Genomic DNA, 23,902 nt, shown 5'->3' on the forward strand with positions numbered 1-23,902 from the left:
AATTATGTGCGGCTGCGCCGCTGCTGCCACGCCGCCGCCAACCCGCTGACACAGATAATCGCAATACCGACCCGGCTGGCCAGGTCAGGGGTGTGGTCAAATAGCAACCAGCCCAATATCCCCGAGAATACGATCTGGCAGTAACTGAATGGCGCCAGCAATGCCGGTGCAGCAACGCGAAACGATTGGGTCAGCAGCAAGTGCGCAGTCATGCCCAGGCTGCCCAAAGCCAGCATTTGCAGGCCATGGGTCAGGGTTGGCGTTTGCCAGAAAAAAGGCACCAGCGCACTCATCACCAGCACATTGAACAGCCCGGCAAAAAAGTTGCTGGTGGTAGGGCTGTCGTACGCGCTGAGTTTGCGCGTGAGGATTTGATAGCAGCTAAAGCACAACGCCGCCGCCATCGGCAGTAACACCGCTGGGGTAAACAGTTCGCCACCCGGGTGGATGATGATGACCACGCCGATAAAGCCGCACACCACCGCCAACCATTGCCCCCGCGTGACCGTCTCGCCCAGCAGCGGCCCGGACAAGGCCGCTACCAGCAGCGGTGCCAGAAAGTTGACCGCGGTATTTTCAGCCAGCGGGATAAACAGCAAGCCATAGGTGAAGAACAGGCCCGAGCCCAGCAGGCAGATAGCCCGCAACACCTGAAGCAAAGGCCGTTTGCTGCGCAGTACACGCAACCCCGACTGCGGCAGAAAGATCCCTGCCATCAATACGGTATGCACCAGGTAACGCGCCCACACCACCATCACCACCGGGTAAAAACCACTGAGGTACTTGGACAGCGCATCATGGCTGGAGAACAGCGCTGTGGCCGTCACAATCAGCAAGATGCCCTTCAAGGGTTGGTTCACCCCCGAAAGGGGTGTGGGTAATGTCATCGAATACCTCGGTGTTCTATGCGCTAAACCTGCGGGATTTTTCGCGGTGCCATGAAGTACATCCACACTAACGCAATGAAGTACATCGCTGGAATCATGGTGAACAGCAAGGTGTAATTATTGTTGGTGACCGTCAGCACATAGCCCACGAACTGGGTCATAAACATCCCGCCGATCGCAGCGCACATGCCGCCAAAGCCGAACACGGTGCCCATCATATGTTTGGGCGTGTAGTCCATCACCATGCTCCACACGTTGGCCGTCCAGGCCTGGTGCGCACCCAGGGCCAGGGCAATGGCGCCCACTGCGACCCACAGCTGGCTGGAGCCTGCGGCCATCACCACGCCGATGATGCTGATGGCACACAACAGCATCGACACCAGGCGCGCCTTGACTGCCGCCATGCCGCGTTTGATCAGAACCGATGACAGGATTCCGCCGCCCACACTGCCAAAGTCGGCAGTGATGTAGATGATGATCAGCGGGATGCCCATTTGCGTCACGCTGATACCCAGGTTGTATTGCTGGTTCAGGAACGGCGGCAGCCAGTACAGGTAGAACCAGAACACCGGTGCCGTCATGGCGTAGGACAAGGCGAATGCCCATGTGCCGCGCATCTTGAGGATGGTGCCGAACGAGACGGTGGTTTGCTCAGGCTCTTTCTCTTGTTGGATGTAGTCCAGCTCGGCCTTGGTGACGGTCGGGTGCTCTTCCGGGTTGTAGTACTTCAAACCCCAGAAGATCAGCCAGATACCGCCCAAGGCTGCCATGCACAAAAAGGCCGCCTGCCAGCCCCACACATGCAGTACCAGCGGCAACATCATCGGCGTGAACATGGCGCCTACGTTGGTGCCGGCGTTGAAGATGCCGCTGGCCACGGCGCGCTCGCTGGCCGGGAACCACAGGCGCGTGGTTTTTACGCAGGCCGGGTAATTGGCGGCTTCAGTGATGCCGAGGATAAAGCGGCAGATCATAAAGCCCACCGCCGAAGTAGCCAGGCCATGGGCGCCGGTGGCCAGGCTCCACAGCAACACGGCGCAGAAGAACACGCGCTTGACCCCGACACGGTCGATCAGTCGGCCTTGCAGCACGAAGCCGATGGCGTAGCCCACCTGAAACCAGAAGTTGATGTTGGCGTAATCCATCGCCGTCCAGCTCATCTCCTTGGCCAGGATCGGTTGCATTACGCCCAGGGCAGCACGGTCGATAAAGTTGAGGGTGGTGGCGAAAAACACCAGTGCGAGCATGCCCCAACGGGTTTTGCCAGTCGCCAGGGTGCCGCGAATCTTGTCACCGATTCCTGCGTTTGGAGCATGGGCAGAAGTGGTGCGTGCAGTCGGAGAAGGGACCATGGATGTTTACCCGTTTCTTGGAATTTTTATGTGGTGTTGCACAACAAGTGACGCAGGGAGTACGGGCTTGATGGTGGCGAGTGGACAAAAAGTCGTCAATTCAAGATAGGCCATATTGTTCGATAATCGCACGCAAAACTAACCGGTTGGTACAGATTGGTTGCTCAATAATAGGGCGCCCCTAATAATCAAGCCATTAAGAAATGCCGTCGCCTGCAGGCTGCGCCAATCCTGGGAGTTATAAATGAAGCGTTCGATCGCCACGGTTTCCTTGAGCGGCACCCTGCCGGAGAAGCTCGATGCCATTGCGGCGGCAGGTTTTGACGGGGTCGAAATTTTTGAAAACGACCTGCTGTATTATGACGGCAGCCCCCGAGAGGTGCGTCAGATATGTACCGATCTGGGGTTGGAAATAAGCCTGTTTCAGCCGTTTCGTGATTTTGAAGGCTGCCGCCGCGACCGTTTGGCCCGCAACCTCGACCGCGCCGAACGCAAGTTTGACCTGATGCAGGAGCTGGGCACCGATCTGGTGCTGGTGTGCAGCAATGCCGCAACGGATTCGGTGGGTGACCGGCAGATTCTGCTCGATGACCTGAGCCTGCTCGCCGAGCGCGCCGGGGCGCGCAATCTGCGTATTGGTTACGAAGCCCTGGCCTGGGGCCGTCACGTAAACACCTGGCAACAGGTCTGGGACCTGGTGCGCGAGGTCGATCACCCCAACCTCGGCGTATTGCTCGACAGCTTCCACACCCTGTCCCTCAAGGGTGACCCGAGTGGCATTGCGCAGATTCCCGGTGACAAAATCTTCTTTGTACAGATGGCAGACGCCCCGATTCTGGCGATGGATGTGCTGGAGTGGAGCCGTCACTTCCGCTGTTTCCCGGGGCAGGGCGAGTTCGATCTGCCAGGCTTCCTGGCACCGATCATACAAAGTGGCTACACCGGGCCGCTGTCGCTGGAGATCTTCAACGACGGTTTTCGCGCCGCTCCGCCCCGCGCCAATGCGGCCGATGGCTTGCGTTCGTTGCTGTATCTGGAAGAGAAAACCCGCGAGCGGCTTGCCCTGCAAAATGCCCCGGTCGCTACCTTGGAGCCATTGTTCGCCCCGCCCGCTGCCAGCCCGTACGACGGCATCGAGTTTCTCGAATTTGCTGTGGATGAAAGCCAGGGCGCGCAACTGACCCACTGGCTCGAGCGCCTGGGTTTCAGCAAGGCCGGGCAGCACCGCTCAAAAAATGTGAGCTTGCTGCGCCAGGGTGATATCAACCTGATCCTCAACGCCGAACCCTATTCTTTTGCCCATAACTTTTTTGAGGCCCACGGTCCGTCTTTATGTGCCACTGCCATTCGGGTGCAAGACAGTGCCAGCGCACTGGCCCGTGCCGTGGCCTACAAGGGGCAGCCTTATCGCGGGCTGGTCGGCCCTAACGAACTGGAGCTGGCGGCAGTGCGTGCGCCCGATGGCAGCCTGATTTATCTGGTGGACAAAGACGCTACCGGCAAGCCGTTGTATGAATCTGACTTCAACCTCACGTCAGCCCCATCACCCCAGGGCGGCCTTAAACGCATCGATCATATGGCGATGGCATTACCCGCCGACAGCCTCGACAGCTGGGTACTGTTCTATAAGAGCCTGCTGGATTTCGAAGCCGATGACGAAGTGGTGCTCCCCGACCCCTATGGTCTGGTAAAGAGCCGCGCGCTGCGTAGTCGTTGCAGCTCGATTCGCTTGCCGCTGAATATCTCCGAGAACAGAAACACCGCCATCTCACATGCTCTGTCGAGTTATCGCGGCTCGGGTGTGCACCATATCGCCTTTGAGTGTGACGACCTGTTCGCCGAAGTCAGCCGCGCCAAAGCCGCAGGCGTGCCGCTGCTGGATATCCCGCTCAATTATTACGACGACCTGGCTGCACGCTTCGATTTCGATGACGAATTCCTGAGCAAACTGGCCTATTTCAACGTGCTGTATGACCGCGATGCCCAGGGTGGCGAGCTGTTTCATGTGTACACCGAGGCGTTTGAAGGGCGGTTTTTCTTCGAGCTGCTGCAACGCAAAAATGGCTATGCCGGGTATGGCGCGGCGAACGTTGCGGTGCGCCTGGCGGCGATGGCCAAGTCACGCAGTGGTGCGGTGCGTCAGGCAAAGTTGTAGGGCGACTTCCTTCATGGGGCGGGGCGCCCCATAATCCCGGGCACTCCAACCTGGCCGTGAGCCTTAAATGACCAATACTCCAGAAGTCGATACCGGCGCCACGGCACCGCTAGTCGAACCGCGCAAAAGCCGTAAGAACAACCCTGAAAAGACCCGGGAAAATATCCTGCAAGAAGCCATTGTAGAGTTCGTCGAACAAGGCCTGGCGGGGGGGCGGGTGGATGCGATTGCCGAGCGCACTAAAACCTCCAAGCGCATGATCTATTACTACTTCACCAGCAAGGAGCAACTCTACGTCGAGGTGCTGGAGAAGTTGTACGGCGAAATCCGCAGCATCGAAAGCTGTTTGAATCTGGATCAGCTTGAGCCGGTTCTGGCGATTCAACGACTGGTGGAATTCACCTTCGACCACCACGACATGAATGCGGATTTTGTGCGTATCGTCAGCATCGAAAATATCCACAAGGGTGAATACATCAAGCGCTCCGAAGGCATCAAGGCCATGAACGACACGATTGTGCAGGCACTTGAAAAGATCCTGCAGCGTGGTGTGGAACAAAAAGTGTTCCGCGCCGGGCTCAACCCGCTGGATGTGCATTTGCTGGTCAGCTCGTTCTGTTTTTACCGCGTATCAAATCGCTACACCCTGGGTGAAATTTTCCAGGTCGACTTCTCTGATCTGCAGGTCAAGCAGCGTCAGCGCGACATGATGTGTGATGCCGTATTGCGCTATTTGCAGGCGTGAACAGGCGGCACACTTTGTACTAATGAAACACAATACCAATTGAAAATCATTCTCGACAAAAAGTAAGATAGCGGCCCCTTTCCTTCATGCTCAGGGAGTCGGTTTGTTGGATACGGATCTCAAGGGCTTGTTCCTCAAGCATGCCAGTACCCTGCGCGGGTATCTGGCGCGCAAGGTACGAGACCCACAGCTGGCCGCGGACCTGGTGCAGGAAAGTTTTCTGCGCATGGCCGAGCGTGGCCGCAAAGAGCACATCGACAACTCCCCCGGTTACCTCTATCGCATTGCTGGCAACCTGCTGGTCGATCACATTCGTCAGGAAACCCGGCGCAAGACCGATACGGTCCCCCATGAAGCACTGGCCGAAATCGAAGACGAAATGGCAGGGCTGGAGGCCCAGGCGATGGCTGAACAACAGCGCATGGCTTTAAAGCAGGCATTGTCCGAATTGCCCGAACGCACCCAGGAAATCTTCCGTCTCAACCGCATCGAGGGCATGACCCATGCTCAAGTTGCGCGCCATCTTGAAATTTCTGACAGCTCGGTGCAAAAGCATCTGTCGAAAGCCTTGGCTTACGTCATGCAGCGTCTACAAGAGCCCGAGAAATAACTTTCAAATATGTGGATGAACGGCTTACTGGGTTTTAGCCGGCGAGACGTCACTGCTTATATATAACGAGAAATAGAGATTCACACCTGATGAGCCAAGGCCCCGAACAGCAGAGCATTACTGAAGCGGCCGCCGAGTGGGCGGTGCGTCTGCACGCGGGTGCGTTGAGCGAGGAGGCGCAGGCGCAACTGGAGCAGTGGCTGGCGGCCGATAAGCGCCATCCAGAGGCCTTGCGCTTTGCCGAGCAGACCTGGGCAGCGCTGGGGGATTTGGCGCTGGAGCCGCGTCCTGTAGCCCATCGCCAGCGACCAGCAGAAGCCCGACCCGCGCCGGTGAGCCGACGTCGACGGCCGTTGCGCTGGGCCGGACGTGCTGCAGTGCTGTCGTTGGTAGTCGCAGTTGGCTGGTTTAGCGGCCCGACGATACTGATACAGATGCAGGCCGACTACCGCACAGGTGCGGGAGAAATCCGCACGGTTCAGCTCGACGACGGCAGCTCGGTACAGCTGGATGCCTCCAGTGCCATCAGCATCGACTACGACACTGGCGAGCGGCGTATCAGCCTGCTGGCGGGTTCGGCGGTGTTTGACGTGGCGCCCATGGGCGAAGCCGAAACCCGGCCTTTTGTGGTGCAAAGTGCGGGCGGGCGTACCCGAGCGCTGGGCACGCAATTTGTGGTGGGCCGCGAGAGCCGCGATCAGGCGTGGGTCGGCGTGCTGCAACACAGCGTTGCCGTGAGCCTGCAAACGCCGCCGGCCCAAGGCGCAGCGCAGCAAACCCTTGAGGAGGGCCAGAGCGCCCGCTACAGCGCAGCGCAGGGTGTAGAAAAACTGCCCGGTTTCGACTTGAGCGCAGCCACCAGCTGGCGCCGTGGTGTGCTGGTATTTGACCGCCAGCCATTGGGCCATGTGATCGAGCAGCTCAACCGCTATCGCCCCGGCCAGATCATCTTGGCCAACCCGGCCCTGGCCAGTCGACAGGTCAGCGGCGTATTCCGCCTCGAAATGCTCGACAGCGCCCTGCACACCCTTACCCAGGAGTTGCAGGTGCAGCGCGTCGAACTGGCGGGCGTGAGCCTGGTGTATTGAGCCACCACAAAGCTCTGCAGCGCTTTTTGAAAATTAATCGCAAAAACCTTTACTGAATTTTCCCCCATCTTACGTCTTGCTATTGAGATTCATTCGCAAAGCAGCTCGTAAGCCTGGGGAAAATAAAAATGATGGGTAGTCAGCGCAAAGGGGTGCAATCCGCAAGTCGGTTAGCCTTTGCAGTTCATGTCGGGATTGTCGCCCTGTTGGCGGCGCAAATGCCGGTGCAGGCCGCAGAAAAAGTCAGCAGCGCCGTTCAGCAAGAATTTATCGCCTTCCATATTCCGGCCCAGCCGCTGGACAAGGCCGTGCTGATCTTCGCCGAACAGGCGGGCCTGCAAGTGCTGTTTGACAGCCAGATGCTGCGCGGCCTGAGCTCCGTGGCGCTGAATGGCGACCTTGGCGTGCAGGAAGGCCTGGCGCGCTTGCTGGGCAACAACCCGGTGGAATATCGCTTTACCGGCGAGCGCCAGATCACCCTGACCCGCGTCAGCGGCGAACACAACGGCGCCCTGGCCCTGGGCACCACCTCGGTGACGGCCAGTGAGGGTAATACGGCGGATTGGGTTTATCAGACGCCTGAAGGGGTGTCCGTGATTACCAGCGAGCAAATCAACAAGCGCGCCCCCCGCCACACAGCCGACATGCTCGAAGAAACCCCCGGTGTCTACACCGCAGTAGACCAACGCGACCCAGGCTTGTCGGTCAATATCCGGGGTCTTCAGGACTATGGCCGGGTCAACATGAACGTTGATGGCATGCGCCAGGACTTCAGCGTCAATGGTCACCAGCATCGCAATGGCGTGATGCTGATCGATCCGCAGATGATCTCAAGTATTGAAATTGATAAAGGCACTCAGTCGGGCATGGGCGGTGCTGCAGTACTCGGGGGGATCGCCACCTTTAAAACCATCGAAGCCAGTGATTTTTTGAAAGATGGCAAAGAGTTCGGCGGACGTATCCGGGCAGGTAGCGGTATCGGTGAATTGGGCAACGGTACTTATTTCAACGGTGGTGGAGTGTTCGCCATTGGAAACGACATTGGCGATGCCTTGTTTGCCTACAGTGAACGACACTTCGGCAACTACCGTAGTGGCCGGCAAAACGCTGACAACCTGGGGGATGAAATCCGCGTCAAAAAAACTCGCCGCGAAGCCTGGAACAACTGGCTGAACAATGAGGTGGGGGATGCAGGCAGCGTGACGCGCTCGCAGATGGTCAAGTTCGGCCTCAACTTGCCCAATGATCAGCGTGTACAACTGAGCTATCTGAATACCGACAGCGACAGCAATGATTCATGGACCTACGCGATCAACAACGAGACGGACTATGACTACGTCCGCCATAGCAAGAACAATCTGGGCACCGCCAACTTCGGGCTGGACTACAGCTTTAATCCCGACAACGAACTGATCGATTTCAAGGCCAAGCTGTATTACGTCACCACTGAACTGGTGCGTTCCAACGCCGGGCACCAGACGAGCGAAGTAAGGAACAACTACGACCCGTACAAGGACTATTTCCGTACCGATACCTGGGGGCTGCAAGGCGAGAACACCTCACGCTTCAACTTCGATACCTACGGTCTTTTGACCTGGAATTATGGCCTGGAGATGTACCAGGACACCTTCAAGCCAAAGAGCAATAAAGTTGCGGCCTTGAGTGAAGCGGTAAAACCTTATGTTGATGGTGCCGACCCTTCTGGCAAACGCACTATGGCCAGCCTGTTCAGCAATCTGGAGTACAACTACAACGACTGGCTGACCCTCAATGGTGGCTTGCGCTATGACCGTTATCGTCTTGAAGGCAAGACGGGGATGACGCTGTATCGTCAAGAAATCATTCGGTATGAGAATGGTGTGCCGGTGGTTAATCTGGATCCGGCAAAGCGTGTCGAAGATACCTACGACCTGGACGAAGAGAGCGGCCAGTTTTCACCGACGTTCGGTCTTGCGATCAAGCCGGGTGTGGACTGGCTTCAGTTGTATGCACGTTGGGGCAAGGGATGGCGCCCACCGGCGGTGACCGAAGTATTGATGACGGGGCGGCCTCATGGCGGCAATGCCCCTGAACGGGTGTTCCCAAACCCCTTTCTCAAGGCAGAGGAATCCAGAGACTGGGAAGTCGGCTTCAATATATTTAAAGAGTCGTTATTTTTTAATAATGACCGTCTGGGTATGAAGGTTTCTTATTTTGATAACCGAATCAAGAACTTTACGTTTATGCAGTACGGTATCGCGCTGCCTGAAGCATCAAATAATTTTGGTGATCTGGCATACGTTAATAACTTGAATGATACCCGTTTTAGGGGGCTTGAGTATCAGCTCAACTATGATATGGGGCGTGCGTATACCAATTTAAGCTACACCCATATGATTGGTGCTAACGATTTTTGTGCAAATGATCACTATCTTGGGGGCGCCAAAAAAGCCGGAAAAATCCTGAAGAGTTATTTGGAGCGTTATGTAAAGCCGGATGGGACAATGGGCTTTAGAAAAGTGAGCGAGTATGAGTACCTGGATGATGATAAAAGCAACAGCTACGTCGCGTGCGGCGGGATCATGGGCAGCGCGGCGCATATGCCCGCAGACCGGGGATCTTTAACCGTTGGTGCACGCTTTCTGGAGCGACGCCTGGACACGGGTATTCGTTTGCGCTATAGCCGCGGTAACGGTGCCGATATGAATGCCCATAACTATTACAGTATCGAGCAAGCGACCTGGCCTAAGTACAGTGTGTATGACCTGTATGCCAGTTACTGGCCCACTAATGATGTGAACCTCACGTTAGTGCTGGAGAACGCCACTGATGAGGCATATTTCGTTGCCATGGGCGATGCCAATAACTTGAGTTTGGCTCGGGGTCGTACATTGAGCGGAATGCTCGAATACAAATTTTAAAAAACAGCGATTCTGTCGTTGTTAAAGATTTTGCTCGTATTGAGCAAAAGCACGGAGACGTGTGCAGGTTGTCACTAAATCTATCAATGGAAGAAAGTAAATATGACTATCTCAGTAACTTACAACTCTCTGTACGGCGATATTTCGGTTAAGGATGTGTTAAGCGAATGGTCGACCGGTTTCCGCACTGCCGATCATGGCACAGTGAATACCGGTGGTTTCAACACCGGTGGTCGTGCAATGACAGGCGAGCAGTATGCAACTCAGGGTGCCAATGGTTCGAAATACGCCTTTGTGGCTGAGAGCAATACGGATAATGGTTTGAACTACGTGTTTAACCAGAAACTGTCTGCGGGCGACAACATGAACCACTACCTGTGGGGCAACCTGGATAACGTGCAGTTGGGTGAAGTGCTTGGCGGTGGTAAGGGCAGCGACTTTACCTTGGGCGACTACACCGCCTCCTTCAACGGCCTCGACCTGTCTGCCGCCAGCGATGCCGGCCGTGCGGGCAACGCTGTTCAGGACGTGATCTACGGCCTGATGAAAGGCGACGTATCGGGTCTGGAAGGCGTGCTCAACAACCTGCTGAGCGGGTTCGGCCTGAGCACCGATTCAACCTTCGACCAACTGGCGGCAGCTGGCCTGGCTCACGCCGATGCACCACTGGCGGCTGATATCAGCCTGGTGGGCGTGCTGGATGTGGCTCAGGACTGGGCACTGGCGGCGTAACTCCCGCCCACCTCAGTGAACTCCAATCCTGTGGGAGCCGGGCTTGCCCGCGATGGCATCGGCATGGTCTGGCAGTCAGACCGCGCCGCTTGCATCGCAGGCAAGCCAGCTCCCACAGGGTTTTCGGCCCATATCCTCGGAACCTTTCCATGACCCGGCCCAAAGCCAACGAGATGCTGGCTGCCTTGACGGCCTACAAACGTGCTTTTTTCAATATCGGCCTGTTCTCGGCCGTGATCAATTTACTGATGCTGGCCCCGGCCCTGTACATGCTGCAGGTATATGACCGGGTGCTGGCATCGGGCAATCAAATGACCCTGTTGATGCTGACGCTGATGATCCTCGGCCTGTTTGGCCTGATGGGGGCGTTGGAGTGGGTGCGTAGCCAGGTGGTGATCCGCCTCGGCACGCAGATGGACATGCGCTTGAATCAGCGCGTCTACGACGCCGCTTTCGAGGCGCAATTGCGCACCGGCAGTCCGGCAGCAGCGCAGGCGTTGAATGACCTCACCAGCCTGCGCCAGTTCGCGACGGGCAATGCGCTGTTCGCGTTTTTCGACGCGCCGTGGTTTCCGGTGTATCTGTTTGTGATCTTTATGTTCAGCCCCTGGCTGGGGCTGTTGGCCCTGGGCGGCGCGGTGCTGTTGATGATTCTGGCGTGGGTCAATCAACACGTTTCCCAAGCGCCGCTCAAGGCCGCCAGCGAGTTGTCGGTGCAGGCCACCCAGCAGGCCAGCGCGCATCTGCGCAATGCCGAGGCCATTGAAGCCATGGGCATGCTCGACACCTTGCGCGGGCGTTGGCTGGCGCAGCACACGGTCTTTTTGGCGCAGCAGAATCTGGCCAGCGAAAAAACCGCCACCGTCAGTGCCTGGTCCAAGGGCGTGCGTCTGGCCCTGCAATCCCTGGTGCTTGGCCTCGGTGCCTTGCTGGCGGTGCAGGGGCAGATCACGGCCGGGATGATGATTGCCGGCTCCATTCTGATGGGCCGGGTGTTGAGCCCCATCGATCAGTTGATCGGCGTGTGGAAACAGTGGAGTTCGGCGCGGCTGGCCTATCAGCGTCTCGAAGCCTTGCTGCACAGCTATCCGGCTCGGGCGCAACGCATGGCTTTGCCCGCGCCACGGGGCGAGCTGGCGATGGAGCAATTGAGCGCCAGTGCGCCCGGCACCCGTCGCGCCACCCTGGCCAACCTGAGTTTTACCCTGCCGGCCGGGCAGGTGCTGGGGGTGATCGGGCCTTCTGGTTGCGGCAAGTCAACCCTGGCCCGGCTGCTGATCGGCGTATGGCAGCCGCTGGCGGGCAAGGTGCGGCTGGACGGTGCCGAGCTGTCGCAGTGGGACAAACACCAGCTTGGCCCGCACTTGGGTTATTTGCCCCAGGACATTCAGCTGTTTGCCGGCACCATCGCGCAAAACATCGCACGCTTTGCCGAGGTGGATGCCGACAAGGTACTGGCCGCCGCGCAACTGGCGGGTGTGCATCAGCTGATTCTGCAATTGCCCGACGGTTATGAAACGCGCCTGGGCGAGGGTGGCGCTGGTTTGTCCGGCGGGCAGAAGCAGCGCATCGGCCTGGCCCGCGCGCTGTACGGTCTGCCTGCGGTGATCGTGCTCGACGAACCCAACTCCAACCTCGATGAAGCCGGGGAGCAGGCCTTGTTGCAGGCCATTACCCAGCTCAAACAGCACAAGCGAACCCTGATTTTGATCACCCACAAACCCAATGTGCTGACCCTCACCGACCAACTGTTGATCCTGCGCGAAGGCCAGCTACAAGCCTTTGGCCCCACGGCCAAGGTGCTCGGCGCGCCCGCTGCAGTTAAACCTGCGGCGCCCAAGCCGGCGATGAACGTGAGCTACCGGCTCGGCACGGCAGAGGCGAACAAAGCATGACGCAGTTAAATGCCAAGGCCGTTGGCGACAGCAATGTGCTGCAACTGGATGACACCCGATATGCGCGCCTGGGCTGGTTGTTGATGCTCGGCGGCTTTCTCGGATTTCTCGGCTGGGCCGCATTGGCACCGCTGGATAAGGGCGTTGCGGTGTCGGGCAAGGTGATGGTTTCGGGCCATCGCAAAGTGGTGCAACACCCCAGCGGCGGGATTGTTGAGCGCATCGATGTGCGCGACGGCGACAAGGTGGTCGCAGGCCAGGTACTGATTCGCTTGAAGGAAACCCCGCTGCTGGGTCAGGCCCAATCCTTGCGCAGCCAGTTTTATGGCTCGCTGGCCAGTGAAGCGCGGCTTAATGCCGAGCGCGACGGTGTGGCCAGTGTGAGCTTTCCCACCGAGTTGACGGCATTGGCGAGCGAGCCGGAGGTGGCGTCCAATCTGGCTTTGCAACGGCAATTGTTCGATAGCCGGCGTCAGGCATTGCTGCTGGATCAGCAGGGTATCGATGAAAGCATCGCGGGCGCCGAGGCGCAGTTGCGTGGGGTACGTGACTCCCAGGCCAGCAAGGTTCTGCAACGCACTGCCCTGACCGAGCAGTTGCTGGGTTTGCGTGAGCTGGCCCGTGAAGGCTATATCCCGCGCAATCGCCTGTTGGACAGCGAGCGGGTGTACGCCCAGGTGCTGGGTTCGATCAGTGAAGACTACGGTCGCATCGGCCAATTACAGCGACAAGTGCTGGAGATGCGTCTGAAAATTCGGCAACTGGCCGAGGAGTATCAAAAGGAAGTGCGTACGCAACTGGCCGATACCCGGGTTCGCACTGAAGACCTGCGCAATCGGCTGGCGTCGGCCGAGTTTGAGTTGGCCAACAGTCAGTTGCGCGCACCGGTGGCCGGGATTGTGGTGGGCCTGGATGTGTTTACCGAAGGTGGGGTGATCAAGCCCGGTCAGGCGCTGATGGAAATCGTGCCCCAGGGCGAGCCCCTGCTGGTCGAGGCCCGGGTGCCGGTCGAGCTGGCCGACAAGGTGCACGCCGGGTTGCCGGTGGAGCTGATGTTTTCGGCCTTTAGCCAGAGCACCACGCCGCGGGTGGCGGGGGAAGTGATGCTGGTGTCGGCGGATCGCCAGGTCGATGAACGCACGGACGAGCCGTATTACACACTGCGTGCCCAGGTCACTGAAGCAGGCATGGCCCAGTTGGCAGGGTTGCAGATTCGCCCGGGCATGCCGGTTGAGGCATTTGTGCGCACGGGCGAGCGCTCGATGCTCAATTACCTGTTCAAACCGCTGCTCGACCGTACTCACATGGCATTGGTGGAAGAATGACCGTGCGCCAGTTTGTATGTGGATTATTGATGGTGTGCACGGGGCCGGTGCAGGCATTGGGGTTGCTGGACGCCTACGATCTGGCCGTGCGCAATGACCCGACCTTCCAGGCCGCCATCGAAGAGCGTGCCGCCGGTGAGGAGAACCGCGCCCTTGGCCGCTCCGCGTTGCTGCCGACCCTGTCGTGGAACTACAACAACTCACGCAACGAGTCTGAAGTCACCCAGGCCAGCACCCGGACCGATCGCGACTACCGCAGTTATGCGGCAACCTTGACCTTGCAGCAACCGCTGCTGGACTACGAAGCCTACGCACGATTCCGCCAGGGCGCGGCGCAGGCGTTGTTTTCTGATGAACGCTTTCGCAGCAAAAGCCAGTATCTGGCGGTGCGGCTGCTTAATGCCTATAGCCAGGCCTTGCTGGCACAGGAGCGCATTGAACTGAGCCGTGCGCAAAAGCGTGCTTTTGCCGAGCGTTTGCAGCTTAACCAGCGATTGCTCAAGGGCGGCGAGGGCACCCGCACAGATGTGCTGGAAACCCAGGCGCGCCTGAGCATGGCGGTGGCCGAAGAAATCGAGGCGCAAGACAATCAGGACGCTGCCCTGCGGGAGCTGGAGGCGATGCTTGGCGAGCCGTTGCAGATCGAGCAGCTGGCCCCGCTGGCGGCGCACTTTGTGATTGCGCCGCTGGAGCCGCAGCGCTTTGAAAGCTGGCGCGAACTGGCACTGGCCAATAACCCGGAACTGGCCTCGCAGCAGCATGCGCTGACCTCGGCTGAGTACGAGGTGGAGCGCAAGCGGGCCGGGCACTTACCCAAACTCAGCTTGTATGCCAGCAGCCGTCAGACCAGTTCTGACTCCGAAAGTACCTATAACCAGAAATACGACACCAACAGTGTCGGCATTCAGCTCACCGTGCCGTTGTTTGCGGGGGGATCGGTGTCGGCATCGACCCGCCAGGCCGCGCGGCAATTGTCCCAGGCCCAGTATGAACTGGACGCGCAAACAGCCAGCACGCTGGTGGACCTGCGCAAGCAGTACAACCTCAATAGCAGTGCTGCGGCCAAGGTGCGGGCCTATGAAATGGCGGTGGAGTCCGCCGGTGCCCTGGTGCAGGCGACGCAGAAAAGCGTGAGTGGCGGCGAGCGGGTCAATCTGGATGTGCTGGATGCCGAGCAGCAGTTGTTCAGTGCCAAGCGGGATCTGGCCGAGGCACGCTATGCGTATTTATTGGCACGGGTACAGCTCAGGTATTACGCGGGGGTATTAAACGAGGGGGATTTGCGGCAGGTGGCGGGGTATTTTCGGGCCCATTAAACATGGCCATATTGCGGCCTTACCATCGCGGGCAAGCCCGCCCCCACAGGTATTGCGCTGATCCTGTGGGAGCGGGCTTGCTCGCGATTCGGTCGACACGGTGTATCAGAACCTGTGTTTACCGACGAACCAGCAACACACCCGATTCCATATGGTGCGTCCACGGAAACTGGTCAAATACCGCGCAGCGCTCGATACGGTGAGTATCGTGCAGTTGGGCGATATTCTCGGCCAATGTCGCCGGGTTGCACGAGATATACAGGATGTTGTCGAAACGGCGGGTCAGCTCACAGGTGTCCGGGTCCATGCCCGCGCGAGGCGGGTCGACGAAGACGCTGCCGAACTCGTAGCTTTTCAGGTCGATGCCCTGCAAGCGACGGAACGGACGTACTTCGTTCAGGGCTTCGGTCAGCTCTTCGGCCGACAAGCGTACCAGCGTGACGTTATCCACAGCGTTGTCGCGCAGGTTGTTCAGCGCGGCGTATACCGACGTCTTGCTGATTTCGGTGGCAAGTACCTTACGCACACGGGTAGCCAGCGGCAGGGTGAAGTTGCCGTTGCCGCAATACAGCTCCAGCAGATCATCCGAACGCTCGCCCAGTGCGTCGTATGCCCAATTGAGCATCTTCTGGTTGACCGTACCGTTTGGCTGGGTGAACGCGCCTTCAGGCTGTTGATACGTGAAGGTGCGGCCTGCCACTTCCAGCTTCTCGACTACATGATCGCGGCCAATCACAACACGTTTGCCCTTGGAGCGACCGATCACGCTGATATCCAGGTCTTTGGCCAACTGCTCGGCGGCGGTTTGCCAGCGCTCGTCCAGCGGGCGGTGATAGCACAAGGTGACCATTGCATCGCCTGCCAGGGTGGTCTGGAACTCCACCTGGAACAACTTGTGGCTCAGGGCCGAACTGGCTTGCCAGGCAGCCTTGAGCTGGGGCATCAGTTGGTTGATGCGCAGGCTGGCGATCGGGAAGTCTTCGATCAGGATCGGTGTGCGCTTGTCGTCCTGGGCAAACATGGCGTAGTGACGCTCACCACCCTCGCGCCACAGACGGAACTCGGCCCGCAGGCGAAAGTGCTTGAGCGGCGAGTCGAACACCTGCGGCTCAGGCGCATCGAAGGGCGCCAGCAGCTCACGCAGACGGTTGGCCTTGGCTTCAAGCTCAACGGCGTAGGTAGCAGAATCAAACGGCAAGGCACTCATGCGTTAAACCAACCCAGCTTGACCACAAACAGAACCGACAAAATGATCAGCGGTGCATTCAACTCGCGGGCGCGGCCCGACAGCAGCTTGATCACGGTCCAGGAAATAAAGCCGAAGGCGATGCCGTTGGCGATGGAGTAGGTGAACGGCATGGCCAGGGCGGTGATTACCACCGGGGCGGCGACAGTTACGTCGTCCCATTCGATTTCTGCCAGGCCGCTCATCATCAGTACGGCCACGAACATCAGCGCAGGCGCGGTGGCGAAAGCTGGAACGCTGGCCGCCAATGGCGAGAAGAACAGCGCCAGCAGGAACATGATGCCAACCACAATGGCGGTCAGGCCGGTACGGCCACCGGCGCTCACGCCCGCTGCCGACTCGATGTAGCTGGTGGTGGTCGAAGTGCCCAGCAGCGAACCGGCCATGGCCGCGGTGCTGTCGGCGATCAGGGCGCGGCCCATTTTCGGCATGTGGCCGTCCTTGCCCATCAGCCCGGCGCGCTTGGCAACGCCGATCAGGGTGCCGGAGTTGTCGAACAGGTCAACAAACAGGAAGGCAAAGATCACGCTGATCAGGCCGATATCCAGCGCGCCTTTGATATCCAGCTGCAGGAAGGTCGGAGCCAGGGAGGGCGGCATCGACACGACACCACCGAAATCGGTCACGCCCATGGCAATCGAGGCAATGGTCACGGCCAGGATGCCAATCAGCACCGCCCCGCGCACTTTCATCGCTTCAAGGGCCACGATCAGGGCAAAGCCCAGGGAGGCGAGGATCACTTTTGGCTGAGCCAGATCGCCCATACCTACCAGGGTAGCCTTGTTGGCAACCACGATACCGGCGTTGCCCAGGGCGATCAGCGCCAGGAACAGGCCGATACCGGCGGCAATGGCCGAGCGCAGCGGTAGCGGGATGCTGTTGATGATCCATTCGCGGATGCGAAAGATCGACAGCAGGAAGAACAGCACTGCCGAGATAAACACTGCGCCCAGCGCGACCTGCCAGGTATGGCCAAGGTGCAGCACCACGGTGTAGGTGAAAAAGGCGTTCAGGCCCATGCCCGGTGCCAGTGCAATCGGGTAGTTGGCGATAATGCCCATGGTGGCTGAACCGATGGCGGCCGCCAGACAGGTGGCAACAAACACGGCGCCCTTGTCCATGCCCGTTTCACCGAGGATGCTCGGGTTTACGAACAGGATATAGGCCATCGCCAGGAAGGTGGTGATACCCGCAAGTATCTCGGTACGCACATTGGTGTTGTGTGCTTTGAGTTGAAACAGCCTTTCCAGCATGCCAGTCCCCGTGGCGCCAAATGCGCCGTGATTAAATCGTTTTCAACAGCAAAGCACAGACGCGGACCGCCTGAAGATTTTCTGTCTGTCGGAAAAAGCCGCGCATCATACCAGCAGCTCGTGGATATGGCTGCTTTGGTTACCTTGCGAGGCCATGTTTTATAACCTTGATGTGGCAGGCATACTGCGTGCCAGTTTTCGGAGGGACCCATGAAGCACTTCATCAAACCTGTTTCAGCCTGTTTTGGCCTCTTTATAAGTGCCGCTGTCAGCGCTGCGCCTGCCATGCCTTTGAGCACTGTCGAGATCCTCAAGGTAGCGTCTGTTTCCTGTGCGGTGGAGGATGTGTCCGATGGTCGCGAGCAGACCCGCTGCGACCATAACGGCCCCCATATCAAGGTCTATGTGCTGGAGCGCGGTTACGGCGGCCAGCCCAATGTGACTCTGGACGGCCAGGAAGTGGATGGTGTACGGGCGCCGGTATGCAATCAGGGCGAGGGGCTGGTGGCCTGTAACGGTTCAGGCACCACCGTGGGGCACTTGTACACCTTTGATCTGGGTAACAAGAACGGTGGCTGGTTCGAGTTCAGTAACAGTTCGCTGGTACCGCCGCACAATCGGCTGGGTGTGAAGCTATATATAAGGTAGCAGCGGCTACAGAAAACCTCCGCCGTGGGAGCGAGCCTGCTCGCGAACGCTTTTCGCGAGCAGGCTCGCTCCCACGGAAGGGCTTGATCGGGAACAGAATATCTAGAGGGTATTGCGCTCTTCCACCATCCGGTCCCGATTGGCCAGCCCCGGGAACAGTTTTATCCACAGCCCGGTAACAATCAGCGTACCGACGCCGCCCAGCACGACAGCAGGCACTGTGCCCAGCCAGTGAGCCGTGGCCCCGGATTCAAACTCCCCCAACTGGTTGGACGCGCCGATAAACAGACCGTTAACCGCGCTCACCCGGCCACGCATCTCGTCCGGAGTCTCCAGTTGCACAAACGAAGCGCGAATCACCATGCTGATCATGTCCGCCGCGCCGAGTACCACCAGTACCGCCAATGAAAACCAGAACGAGGTCGACAGGCCGAAGGCGATGGTGGCAACGCCGAAGACCCCCACAGCGGTGAACATCACGCGCCCCACCTTGCGCTCCACCGGGAATCTGGCCAACCACAATGACATCAGCAAGGCGCCGATCGCCGGTGCCGAACGCAACATGCCCAGACCCCAGGGGCCGGTCAGCAGAATATCCTTGGCAAACACCGGCAGCAGCGCCGTGGCCCCGCCCAGCAGCACGGCAAACAGGTCCAGGGAGATAGCGCCCAGCACGTCCGGGCGACTGCGAATAAAACGAATGCCCGCCAGCAATGAGTCCAGCGTGGCCTTGGCCTTGTTCAACGGCAACTGACGGGCTGGCAGGTTGCTCATCAGCAGTGCCGCAATCAGGTACAGCGCCACGCTCGGGCCATACACCCACACGCTGCCAAAGGCATACAACAGGCCGCCAAACGCCGGTGCGACGATGGTGGCCGATTGCTGTGCCGCTTGTGCCGCCGCCACGGCCCGGGGAAACAGTTCAACTGGCACGATGGAAGGTAGCAGCGCCTGGGTGGCAGGCATTTCGAAGGAGCGGGCCGCGCCGAGCAAAAACGCGAGGATAAAGATCATTTCCCGGGTGATATGGTCGCTGGCACTGCTAATGGCCAGTGTCAGGGCAATCATCGCCTGCAGTGACTGGCACACGGCGGCCACCCTGCGGCGGTCATAGCGGTCGGCCACATGCCCGGTGTGCAGCATGAACAGCAGGCGTGGAGCGAACTCGATCAAGCCCACCCAACCCAGGTCCATCACGTTGCCGGTGAGCTGATAAAGGTTCCAGCCGATGGCCACTGTCAGCATCTGAAATGCACTGGCGGTGAAGATGCGGGCAAACCAGAAGGCCACAAAGGGTCGGTGATGGCGTAGCAGAAGGGGCTGGCTGGTCATGTGGGAGGATCGTGCTGAAGGGTTGGGGGAGGCCGAGATTATCACTGTTTTGTAACAAATAATGACTCAAAACATCATGATCTCCGGGAGCCTGATAAGGGATTTCTGCGATTCCCTGCACTTCTTGCAACGGTCTATATCAAGGGCTGAGGCATCGTGTCACGCGACAACAAACCACATTAGCCGTGTGTCAGGAATGGACTACTCTTTCCTCCATGCTTGATCCAGATCAAAACCTCTCCGGTTTTGTCTGAGTGGCCAGTCGGCCAGATCCCTTTTTGTTGTGGTTAAAAAGCGAGCAGCGATTCGCAGCGGCCATGGCTTGCGGGGAAGTTGGATTCGGGCGCGACGCTCGGGTCCTCAACGACCTGATACCTGATAGAGGAAGACTTATGTTCGGTTTGGAGGCTCTCGATCTCGCCCGAATTCAGTTCGCGTTTACCGTGTCGTTCCACATTCTTTTTCCCGCCATTACCATCGGTCTCGCCAGTTATCTCATGGTGCTCGAAGGCATGTGGCTGAAAACCCGTGACGACACCTACCGCGACCTGTACCACTTTTGGTCGAAGATATTCGCCGTCAACTTTGGGATGGGCGTGGTGTCGGGCCTGGTCATGGCCTATCAGTTCGGTACCAACTGGTCGAGGTTCTCGGACTTCGCCGGTGCTGTTACCGGGCCGCTACTGACCTATGAAGTACTCACCGCATTCTTCCTTGAAGCAGGTTTTCTGGGGGTCATGCTGTTTGGCTGGAACCGCGTCGGTCGCGGGATGCACTTTTTCTCGACCGTCATGGTGGCCATCGGCACACTGATCTCGACCTTCTGGATCCTGGCCTCCAACAGCTGGATGCAGACCCCGCAAGGTTTTGAAATCATCGATGGCCGAGTCATTCCGGTGGACTGGCTGGCGGTGATTTTCAACCCGTCGTTCCCTTACCGTCTGGCGCACATGGCCACGGCCGCCTTTGTTGCCACGGCATTTTTCGTCGGTGCCTCGGCCGCCTGGCACCTGTTGCGCGGTCGCAATACACCGGCCATTCGTCGCATGTTCTCGATGGCGATGTGGATGGCCCTGGTGGTTGCGCCGGTGCAGGCCTTTATTGGTGACGCCCACGGCCTGAATACCCTTGAGTATCAGCCGGTGAAAATCGCCGCGATCGAAGGTCACTGGGAAAACAAGCCGGGTGAACCGACGCCGCTGATTCTGTTCGGCATTCCCAACATGAAAACCGAGACCACGGACTACAAGATCGAGGTGCCATACTTGGGCAGCCTGATCCTGACCCATAGTCTGGACAAGCAGATCCCGGCCATGAAGGACTATCCGGCAGCGGATCGTCCGAACTCGACCATCGTGTTCTTCACCTTCCGCATCATGGTTGCGTTGGGCATGTTGATGATCTTTATCGGCCTGTGGAGCGTGTGGCTGCGGAAACGCGGCACCCTCTATGAGAACCGCTGGTTCTTGCGCCTGGTGCTGTGGATGGGGCCATCGGGCCTGATCGCGATCCTCGCGGGCTGGTTTACTACCGAGATTGGTCGTCAACCGTGGGTGGTCTACGGGCTGATGCGCACGGCTGATGCTTCGTCCAACCATAGCGTCACGCAAATGAGCATCACGCTGGTCATGTTTGTCGTGGTGTATTTCTCGCTGTTCGGTGTAGGTCTGGGCTACATGATGCGTCTGGTACGCAAGGGCCCGATCACCCACGAAGGCGATGACGAAACCCACGGTGGCCCAGGCCAGCAACGCACGCCTGCCCGTCCTCTGTCTGCAGCCCATGAGGGTACAGATGAAGGCCACAGCGACAGCCTGACGAAGGGGAATTGAGTCATGGGTATTGATCTGCCACTTATCTGGGCAATCATCATCATCTTCGGGATCATGATGTATGTGGTCATGGATGGTTTCGATCTGGGGATCGGCATCCTCTTTCCCTTTATCAAGGGCGAGAAAGATCGCGATGTGATGATGAACACGGTCGCCCCTGTCTGGGACGGTAACGAAACCTGGCTGGTACTGGGCGGCGCGGCGCTGTTCGGTGCCTTCCCGCTGGCCTACTCGGTCGTGTTGTCGGCGTTGTACCTGCCACTGATCCTGATGCTGATGGGCCTGATCTTCCGCGGCGTGGCCTTTGAGTTCCGCTTCAAGGCACGCCCGGAAAAACGCCATATCTGGGACAAGTCCTTTATCGGCGGTTCGCTGGTGGCGACGTTCTTTCAGGGCGTGGCATTGGGGGCCTTTATTGATGGCCTGCCGGTAGTCAACCGCCAGTACGCCGGTGGCGGGCTGGACTGGCTGTCACCGTTCACGGTGTTCTGCGGTATTGCCCTGATCGTGGCGTACGCCCTGCTGGGTTGCACCTGGCTGATCATGAAGACCGAAGGCGAACTGCAAGAGCGCATGCACAAACTGGGTCGCCCGCTGGCACTGGCCGTACTGGTGCTGATGGGCATTGTCAGCCTGTGGACGCCGCTGGCCCACACAGACATCGCGGCCCGCTGGTTTACCCTGCCTAACCTGTTCTGGTTCCTGCCGGTGCCGATCCTGGTGCTGGTGACCATGTACGGTCTGCTCAAAGCAATCGCGCGCAAGGCCCACTACACGCCGTTCCTGCTGACCCTGGTGCTGATATTCCTGGGTTACAGCGGCCTGGGCATCAGCCTGTGGCCGAATATCATTCCGCCTTCGATCTCGATCTGGGACGCGGCGGCACCGCCGCAAAGCCAGGGCTTCATGCTGGTGGGCACCCTGTTTATCATCCCGTTCATTCTGGGCTACACCTTCTGGAGCTACTACGTGTTCCGCGGCAAGGTGACCCACGAAGACGGTTATCACTAGTAGCAAGTGCCGCTGTGGCCTGAGGGCCACAGCCTTTTCCCCAAGAGGAGGCCCCACATGGCTGGCAAGGATTATCTACACGACGTGCAAGAATGCGAAAAGAAGCCTTTATGGCAACGCATAGGCTGGCTGCTGGTGATCTGGACCGGCAGTGTGGCCACCCTGGCAGTATTTGCCTGGCTGATCCGCATGTTCATGACGGCGGCAGGCATGAAAAGCCACTGACTTCCCATCCCGTTGCCTTGCGGCTACGGTTTTATGACCCGCTTCGGCGGGTTTTTTTTTGTACTGTCTTCTGTGGGAGCGAGCCTGCTCGCGATACAGGCGCTGCGCGCTTGTCGGTTCAATCGAGTCGGCGCTTTCGCGGGCACGCCCGCTCCCACAAGGGGCTTGCAAGGATCAGGTTTACTTGCGCGCCTTGAGGATCACGAACTTGGGCGTGGCGGCCACTTGCTCGACGCCACGGAACAGCTTGGCCAGCTTGCTGTGATAGCCCAGGTGGCGATTGCCGACGATATACAGCGCTCCGCCCACCACCAGCGCTTCACGCGCCTGCTGGAACATGCGCCAGGCCAGAAAATCCCCCACCACCTGTTGCTGGTGAAACGGCGGGTTGCACAGCACCACGTCCAGTGAGTCCGGTGCCTGGCTCGCCAGCCCGTCATCGGCCCGCACTGTCACTTCGCGATCACCCAGGGCCGCTTGCCAGTTTTCCCGGGCGGACTGCACGGCCATAAACGACTCGTCGACCAGCGTGTACTGCGCCTGCGGGTTGGTCAGTGCGCTGGCAATGGCGAGCACGCCGTTGCCGCAGCCCAGGTCGGCAACCCGGGCCGAGCCCAGGTTTTTCGGCAGGTGGGGCAGGAACGCCCGGGTACCGATATCCAGGTCTTCGCGGCAGAACACGTTGGCATGGTTGAGCAGCTCGATGGCCGGCTTGTCCAGTCGATAGCGGGTAGGGTAGGGCGAGGTAAATGGTCCCAGGCCCTGTGCTGTGGCGATCAGCAGCCGGGCCTTCTTGACCGCCAGCGAGGCATGCATCGGGCCGATATAATGCTCCAGCAAATCGCCAGCAGCCCGTGGCAGGTGCTTGACCATCGCGCCCGCGATCACTTGGGCACCCGGTGCCAGCTGACCTTGCAGGCGGATCAGTTGTTCTTCAAGCAAAGCCAGGGTCTTCGGCACGCGTACCAGCACGCAGTCGAATGGCCCTGCCAGTGGTTCACTGGCCGGAATGATCGAGACCGCATCGTAAGCATGGCCGTTGCGCACCAGGTTTTTTTCCAGCGCTTGCATGGCCAGGAAGGAGTCACTGCTGCTGGTGACCTGCATTGTGCCCACCAGGCTGATCGCCAGGGCTCCAAAGCTGTCATTGAGCACCAGCACCCGGCTGTTTGCGGGCAGCGCCTGTTCGGCCAAGTGATTAAGCAAATACTCATCCGCCGCATCAAAGGCCTGCAAGGGCTCGTTCTGCTGCTCGGGTTGGCGGATCAGGCGAAGTTGGGCGAAAGGGCTTTCTAGCACGGGCATTTATACAAACTCTGAGGAATCAACTGTTGCATGGCCTGCCCCTGA

The 23,902-nt window shown here is 58.8% G+C and carries 19 protein-coding genes; 13 read left to right on the forward strand and 6 right to left on the reverse strand.

What is annotated here, in order from left to right; all coding sequences use genetic code 11:
* Positions 1 to 2 precede the first annotated feature (2 nt).
* The gene (locus V6L81_RS06810; protein WP_338660571.1) at positions 3 to 887 is read right to left on the reverse strand and encodes a DMT family transporter; all 885 of its coding nucleotides are present in this window, start codon (positions 885 to 887) and stop codon (positions 3 to 5) included.
* A 23-nt stretch (positions 888 to 910) separates the two neighbouring features.
* Positions 911 to 2,239, reverse strand: a complete 1,329-nt coding sequence (locus V6L81_RS06815) for an MFS transporter (protein WP_094999385.1) — start codon at positions 2,237 to 2,239, stop codon at positions 911 to 913.
* 244 nt (positions 2,240 to 2,483) lie between these two features.
* Between V6L81_RS06815 and quiC the strand changes: the two genes are divergently transcribed.
* The 9 genes from quiC (at position 2,484) to V6L81_RS06860 (ending at position 15,005) form a co-directional block, all read left to right on the forward strand.
* On the forward strand, positions 2,484 to 4,394 hold the full coding sequence (gene quiC, locus V6L81_RS06820) for a 3-dehydroshikimate dehydratase QuiC (protein WP_095021299.1): 1,911 nt from the start codon (positions 2,484 to 2,486) through the stop codon (positions 4,392 to 4,394).
* Between the two features lie 67 nt (positions 4,395 to 4,461).
* Complete coding sequence (locus V6L81_RS06825) at positions 4,462 to 5,139, forward strand: TetR/AcrR family transcriptional regulator (protein WP_338660572.1); 678 nt, start codon at positions 4,462 to 4,464, stop codon at positions 5,137 to 5,139.
* 103 nt (positions 5,140 to 5,242) lie between these two features.
* Positions 5,243 to 5,749, forward strand: coding sequence for an RNA polymerase sigma factor (locus V6L81_RS06830; protein WP_095039261.1), 507 nt, complete (start codon positions 5,243 to 5,245; stop codon positions 5,747 to 5,749).
* A gap of 89 nt (positions 5,750 to 5,838) precedes the next feature.
* The gene (locus tag V6L81_RS06835) at positions 5,839 to 6,837 is read left to right on the forward strand and encodes a FecR family protein (protein ID WP_095039260.1); all 999 of its coding nucleotides are present in this window, start codon (positions 5,839 to 5,841) and stop codon (positions 6,835 to 6,837) included.
* Positions 6,838 to 6,965: 128 nt separating this feature from the next.
* Positions 6,966 to 9,737, forward strand: coding sequence for a TonB-dependent hemoglobin/transferrin/lactoferrin family receptor (locus tag V6L81_RS06840; protein ID WP_404824658.1), 2,772 nt, complete (start codon positions 6,966 to 6,968; stop codon positions 9,735 to 9,737).
* Between the two features lie 102 nt (positions 9,738 to 9,839).
* Entirely contained in the window at positions 9,840 to 10,469 is a 630-nt protein-coding gene (locus tag V6L81_RS06845) for a heme acquisition protein HasA (protein ID WP_338660573.1), read from the forward strand.
* A gap of 149 nt (positions 10,470 to 10,618) precedes the next feature.
* The gene (locus V6L81_RS06850; RefSeq protein WP_338660574.1) at positions 10,619 to 12,364 is read left to right on the forward strand and encodes a type I secretion system permease/ATPase; all 1,746 of its coding nucleotides are present in this window, start codon (positions 10,619 to 10,621) and stop codon (positions 12,362 to 12,364) included.
* Positions 12,361 to 13,689: an HlyD family type I secretion periplasmic adaptor subunit gene (locus V6L81_RS06855; protein WP_323166053.1), complete on the forward strand. Its 1,329-nt coding sequence runs from the start codon at positions 12,361 to 12,363 to the stop codon at positions 13,687 to 13,689. The genes V6L81_RS06850 and V6L81_RS06855 overlap by 4 nt, the downstream gene beginning before the upstream one ends.
* Positions 13,690 to 13,718: 29 nt before the next feature.
* Positions 13,719 to 15,005: a TolC family outer membrane protein gene (locus V6L81_RS06860; protein ID WP_095027013.1), complete on the forward strand. Its 1,287-nt coding sequence runs from the start codon at positions 13,719 to 13,721 to the stop codon at positions 15,003 to 15,005.
* A gap of 118 nt (positions 15,006 to 15,123) precedes the next feature.
* Here V6L81_RS06860 and trmA read toward each other — a convergent pair whose 3' ends face one another.
* Positions 15,124 to 16,212, reverse strand: a complete 1,089-nt coding sequence (gene trmA / locus V6L81_RS06865; RefSeq protein WP_338660575.1) for a tRNA (uridine(54)-C5)-methyltransferase TrmA — start codon at positions 16,210 to 16,212, stop codon at positions 15,124 to 15,126.
* Positions 16,209 to 17,504 (reverse strand): NCS2 family permease, encoded by a 1,296-nt coding sequence (locus tag V6L81_RS06870; protein ID WP_094999374.1) that lies wholly within the window; start codon positions 17,502 to 17,504, stop codon positions 16,209 to 16,211. The genes trmA and V6L81_RS06870 overlap by 4 nt, the downstream gene beginning before the upstream one ends.
* Positions 17,505 to 17,714: 210 nt before the next feature.
* On the opposite strand from V6L81_RS06870, the gene V6L81_RS06875 reads away from it, so the two are divergent.
* A complete protein-coding gene (locus V6L81_RS06875) occupies positions 17,715 to 18,152 on the forward strand; it encodes a DUF4879 domain-containing protein (protein ID WP_094999373.1) in 438 nt (145 codons plus the stop codon).
* 102 nt (positions 18,153 to 18,254) lie between these two features.
* On the opposite strand, the gene V6L81_RS06880 is transcribed toward V6L81_RS06875, so the two are convergent.
* A complete protein-coding gene (locus V6L81_RS06880; RefSeq protein ID WP_095018390.1) occupies positions 18,255 to 19,484 on the reverse strand; it encodes an MFS transporter in 1,230 nt (409 codons plus the stop codon).
* Positions 19,485 to 19,876: 392 nt separating this feature from the next.
* Here V6L81_RS06880 and V6L81_RS06885 point away from each other — a divergent pair, with 392 nt between their 5' ends.
* From V6L81_RS06885 to V6L81_RS06895, 3 genes are read left to right on the forward strand one after another with little or no spacing between them, the layout of a single operon-like run.
* The gene (locus tag V6L81_RS06885; protein WP_094999371.1) at positions 19,877 to 21,316 is read left to right on the forward strand and encodes a cytochrome ubiquinol oxidase subunit I; all 1,440 of its coding nucleotides are present in this window, start codon (positions 19,877 to 19,879) and stop codon (positions 21,314 to 21,316) included.
* Positions 21,317 to 21,319: 3 nt separating this feature from the next.
* Entirely contained in the window at positions 21,320 to 22,327 is a 1,008-nt protein-coding gene (cydB, locus tag V6L81_RS06890) for a cytochrome d ubiquinol oxidase subunit II (RefSeq protein WP_095018389.1), read from the forward strand.
* 57 nt (positions 22,328 to 22,384) lie between these two features.
* The gene (locus tag V6L81_RS06895; RefSeq protein ID WP_016779358.1) at positions 22,385 to 22,552 is read left to right on the forward strand and encodes a DUF2474 domain-containing protein; all 168 of its coding nucleotides are present in this window, start codon (positions 22,385 to 22,387) and stop codon (positions 22,550 to 22,552) included.
* 180 nt (positions 22,553 to 22,732) lie between these two features.
* Here the strand turns inward: V6L81_RS06895 and V6L81_RS06900 are convergent, their stop codons facing one another.
* On the reverse strand, positions 22,733 to 23,857 hold the full coding sequence (locus tag V6L81_RS06900) for a class I SAM-dependent methyltransferase (protein ID WP_153400096.1): 1,125 nt from the start codon (positions 23,855 to 23,857) through the stop codon (positions 22,733 to 22,735).
* Positions 23,858 to 23,902: the final 45 nt, after the last annotated feature.

The organism is Pseudomonas bubulae (assembly GCF_037023725.1).
Classification (GTDB): Bacteria; Pseudomonadota; Gammaproteobacteria; order Pseudomonadales; family Pseudomonadaceae; genus Aquipseudomonas; species Aquipseudomonas bubulae.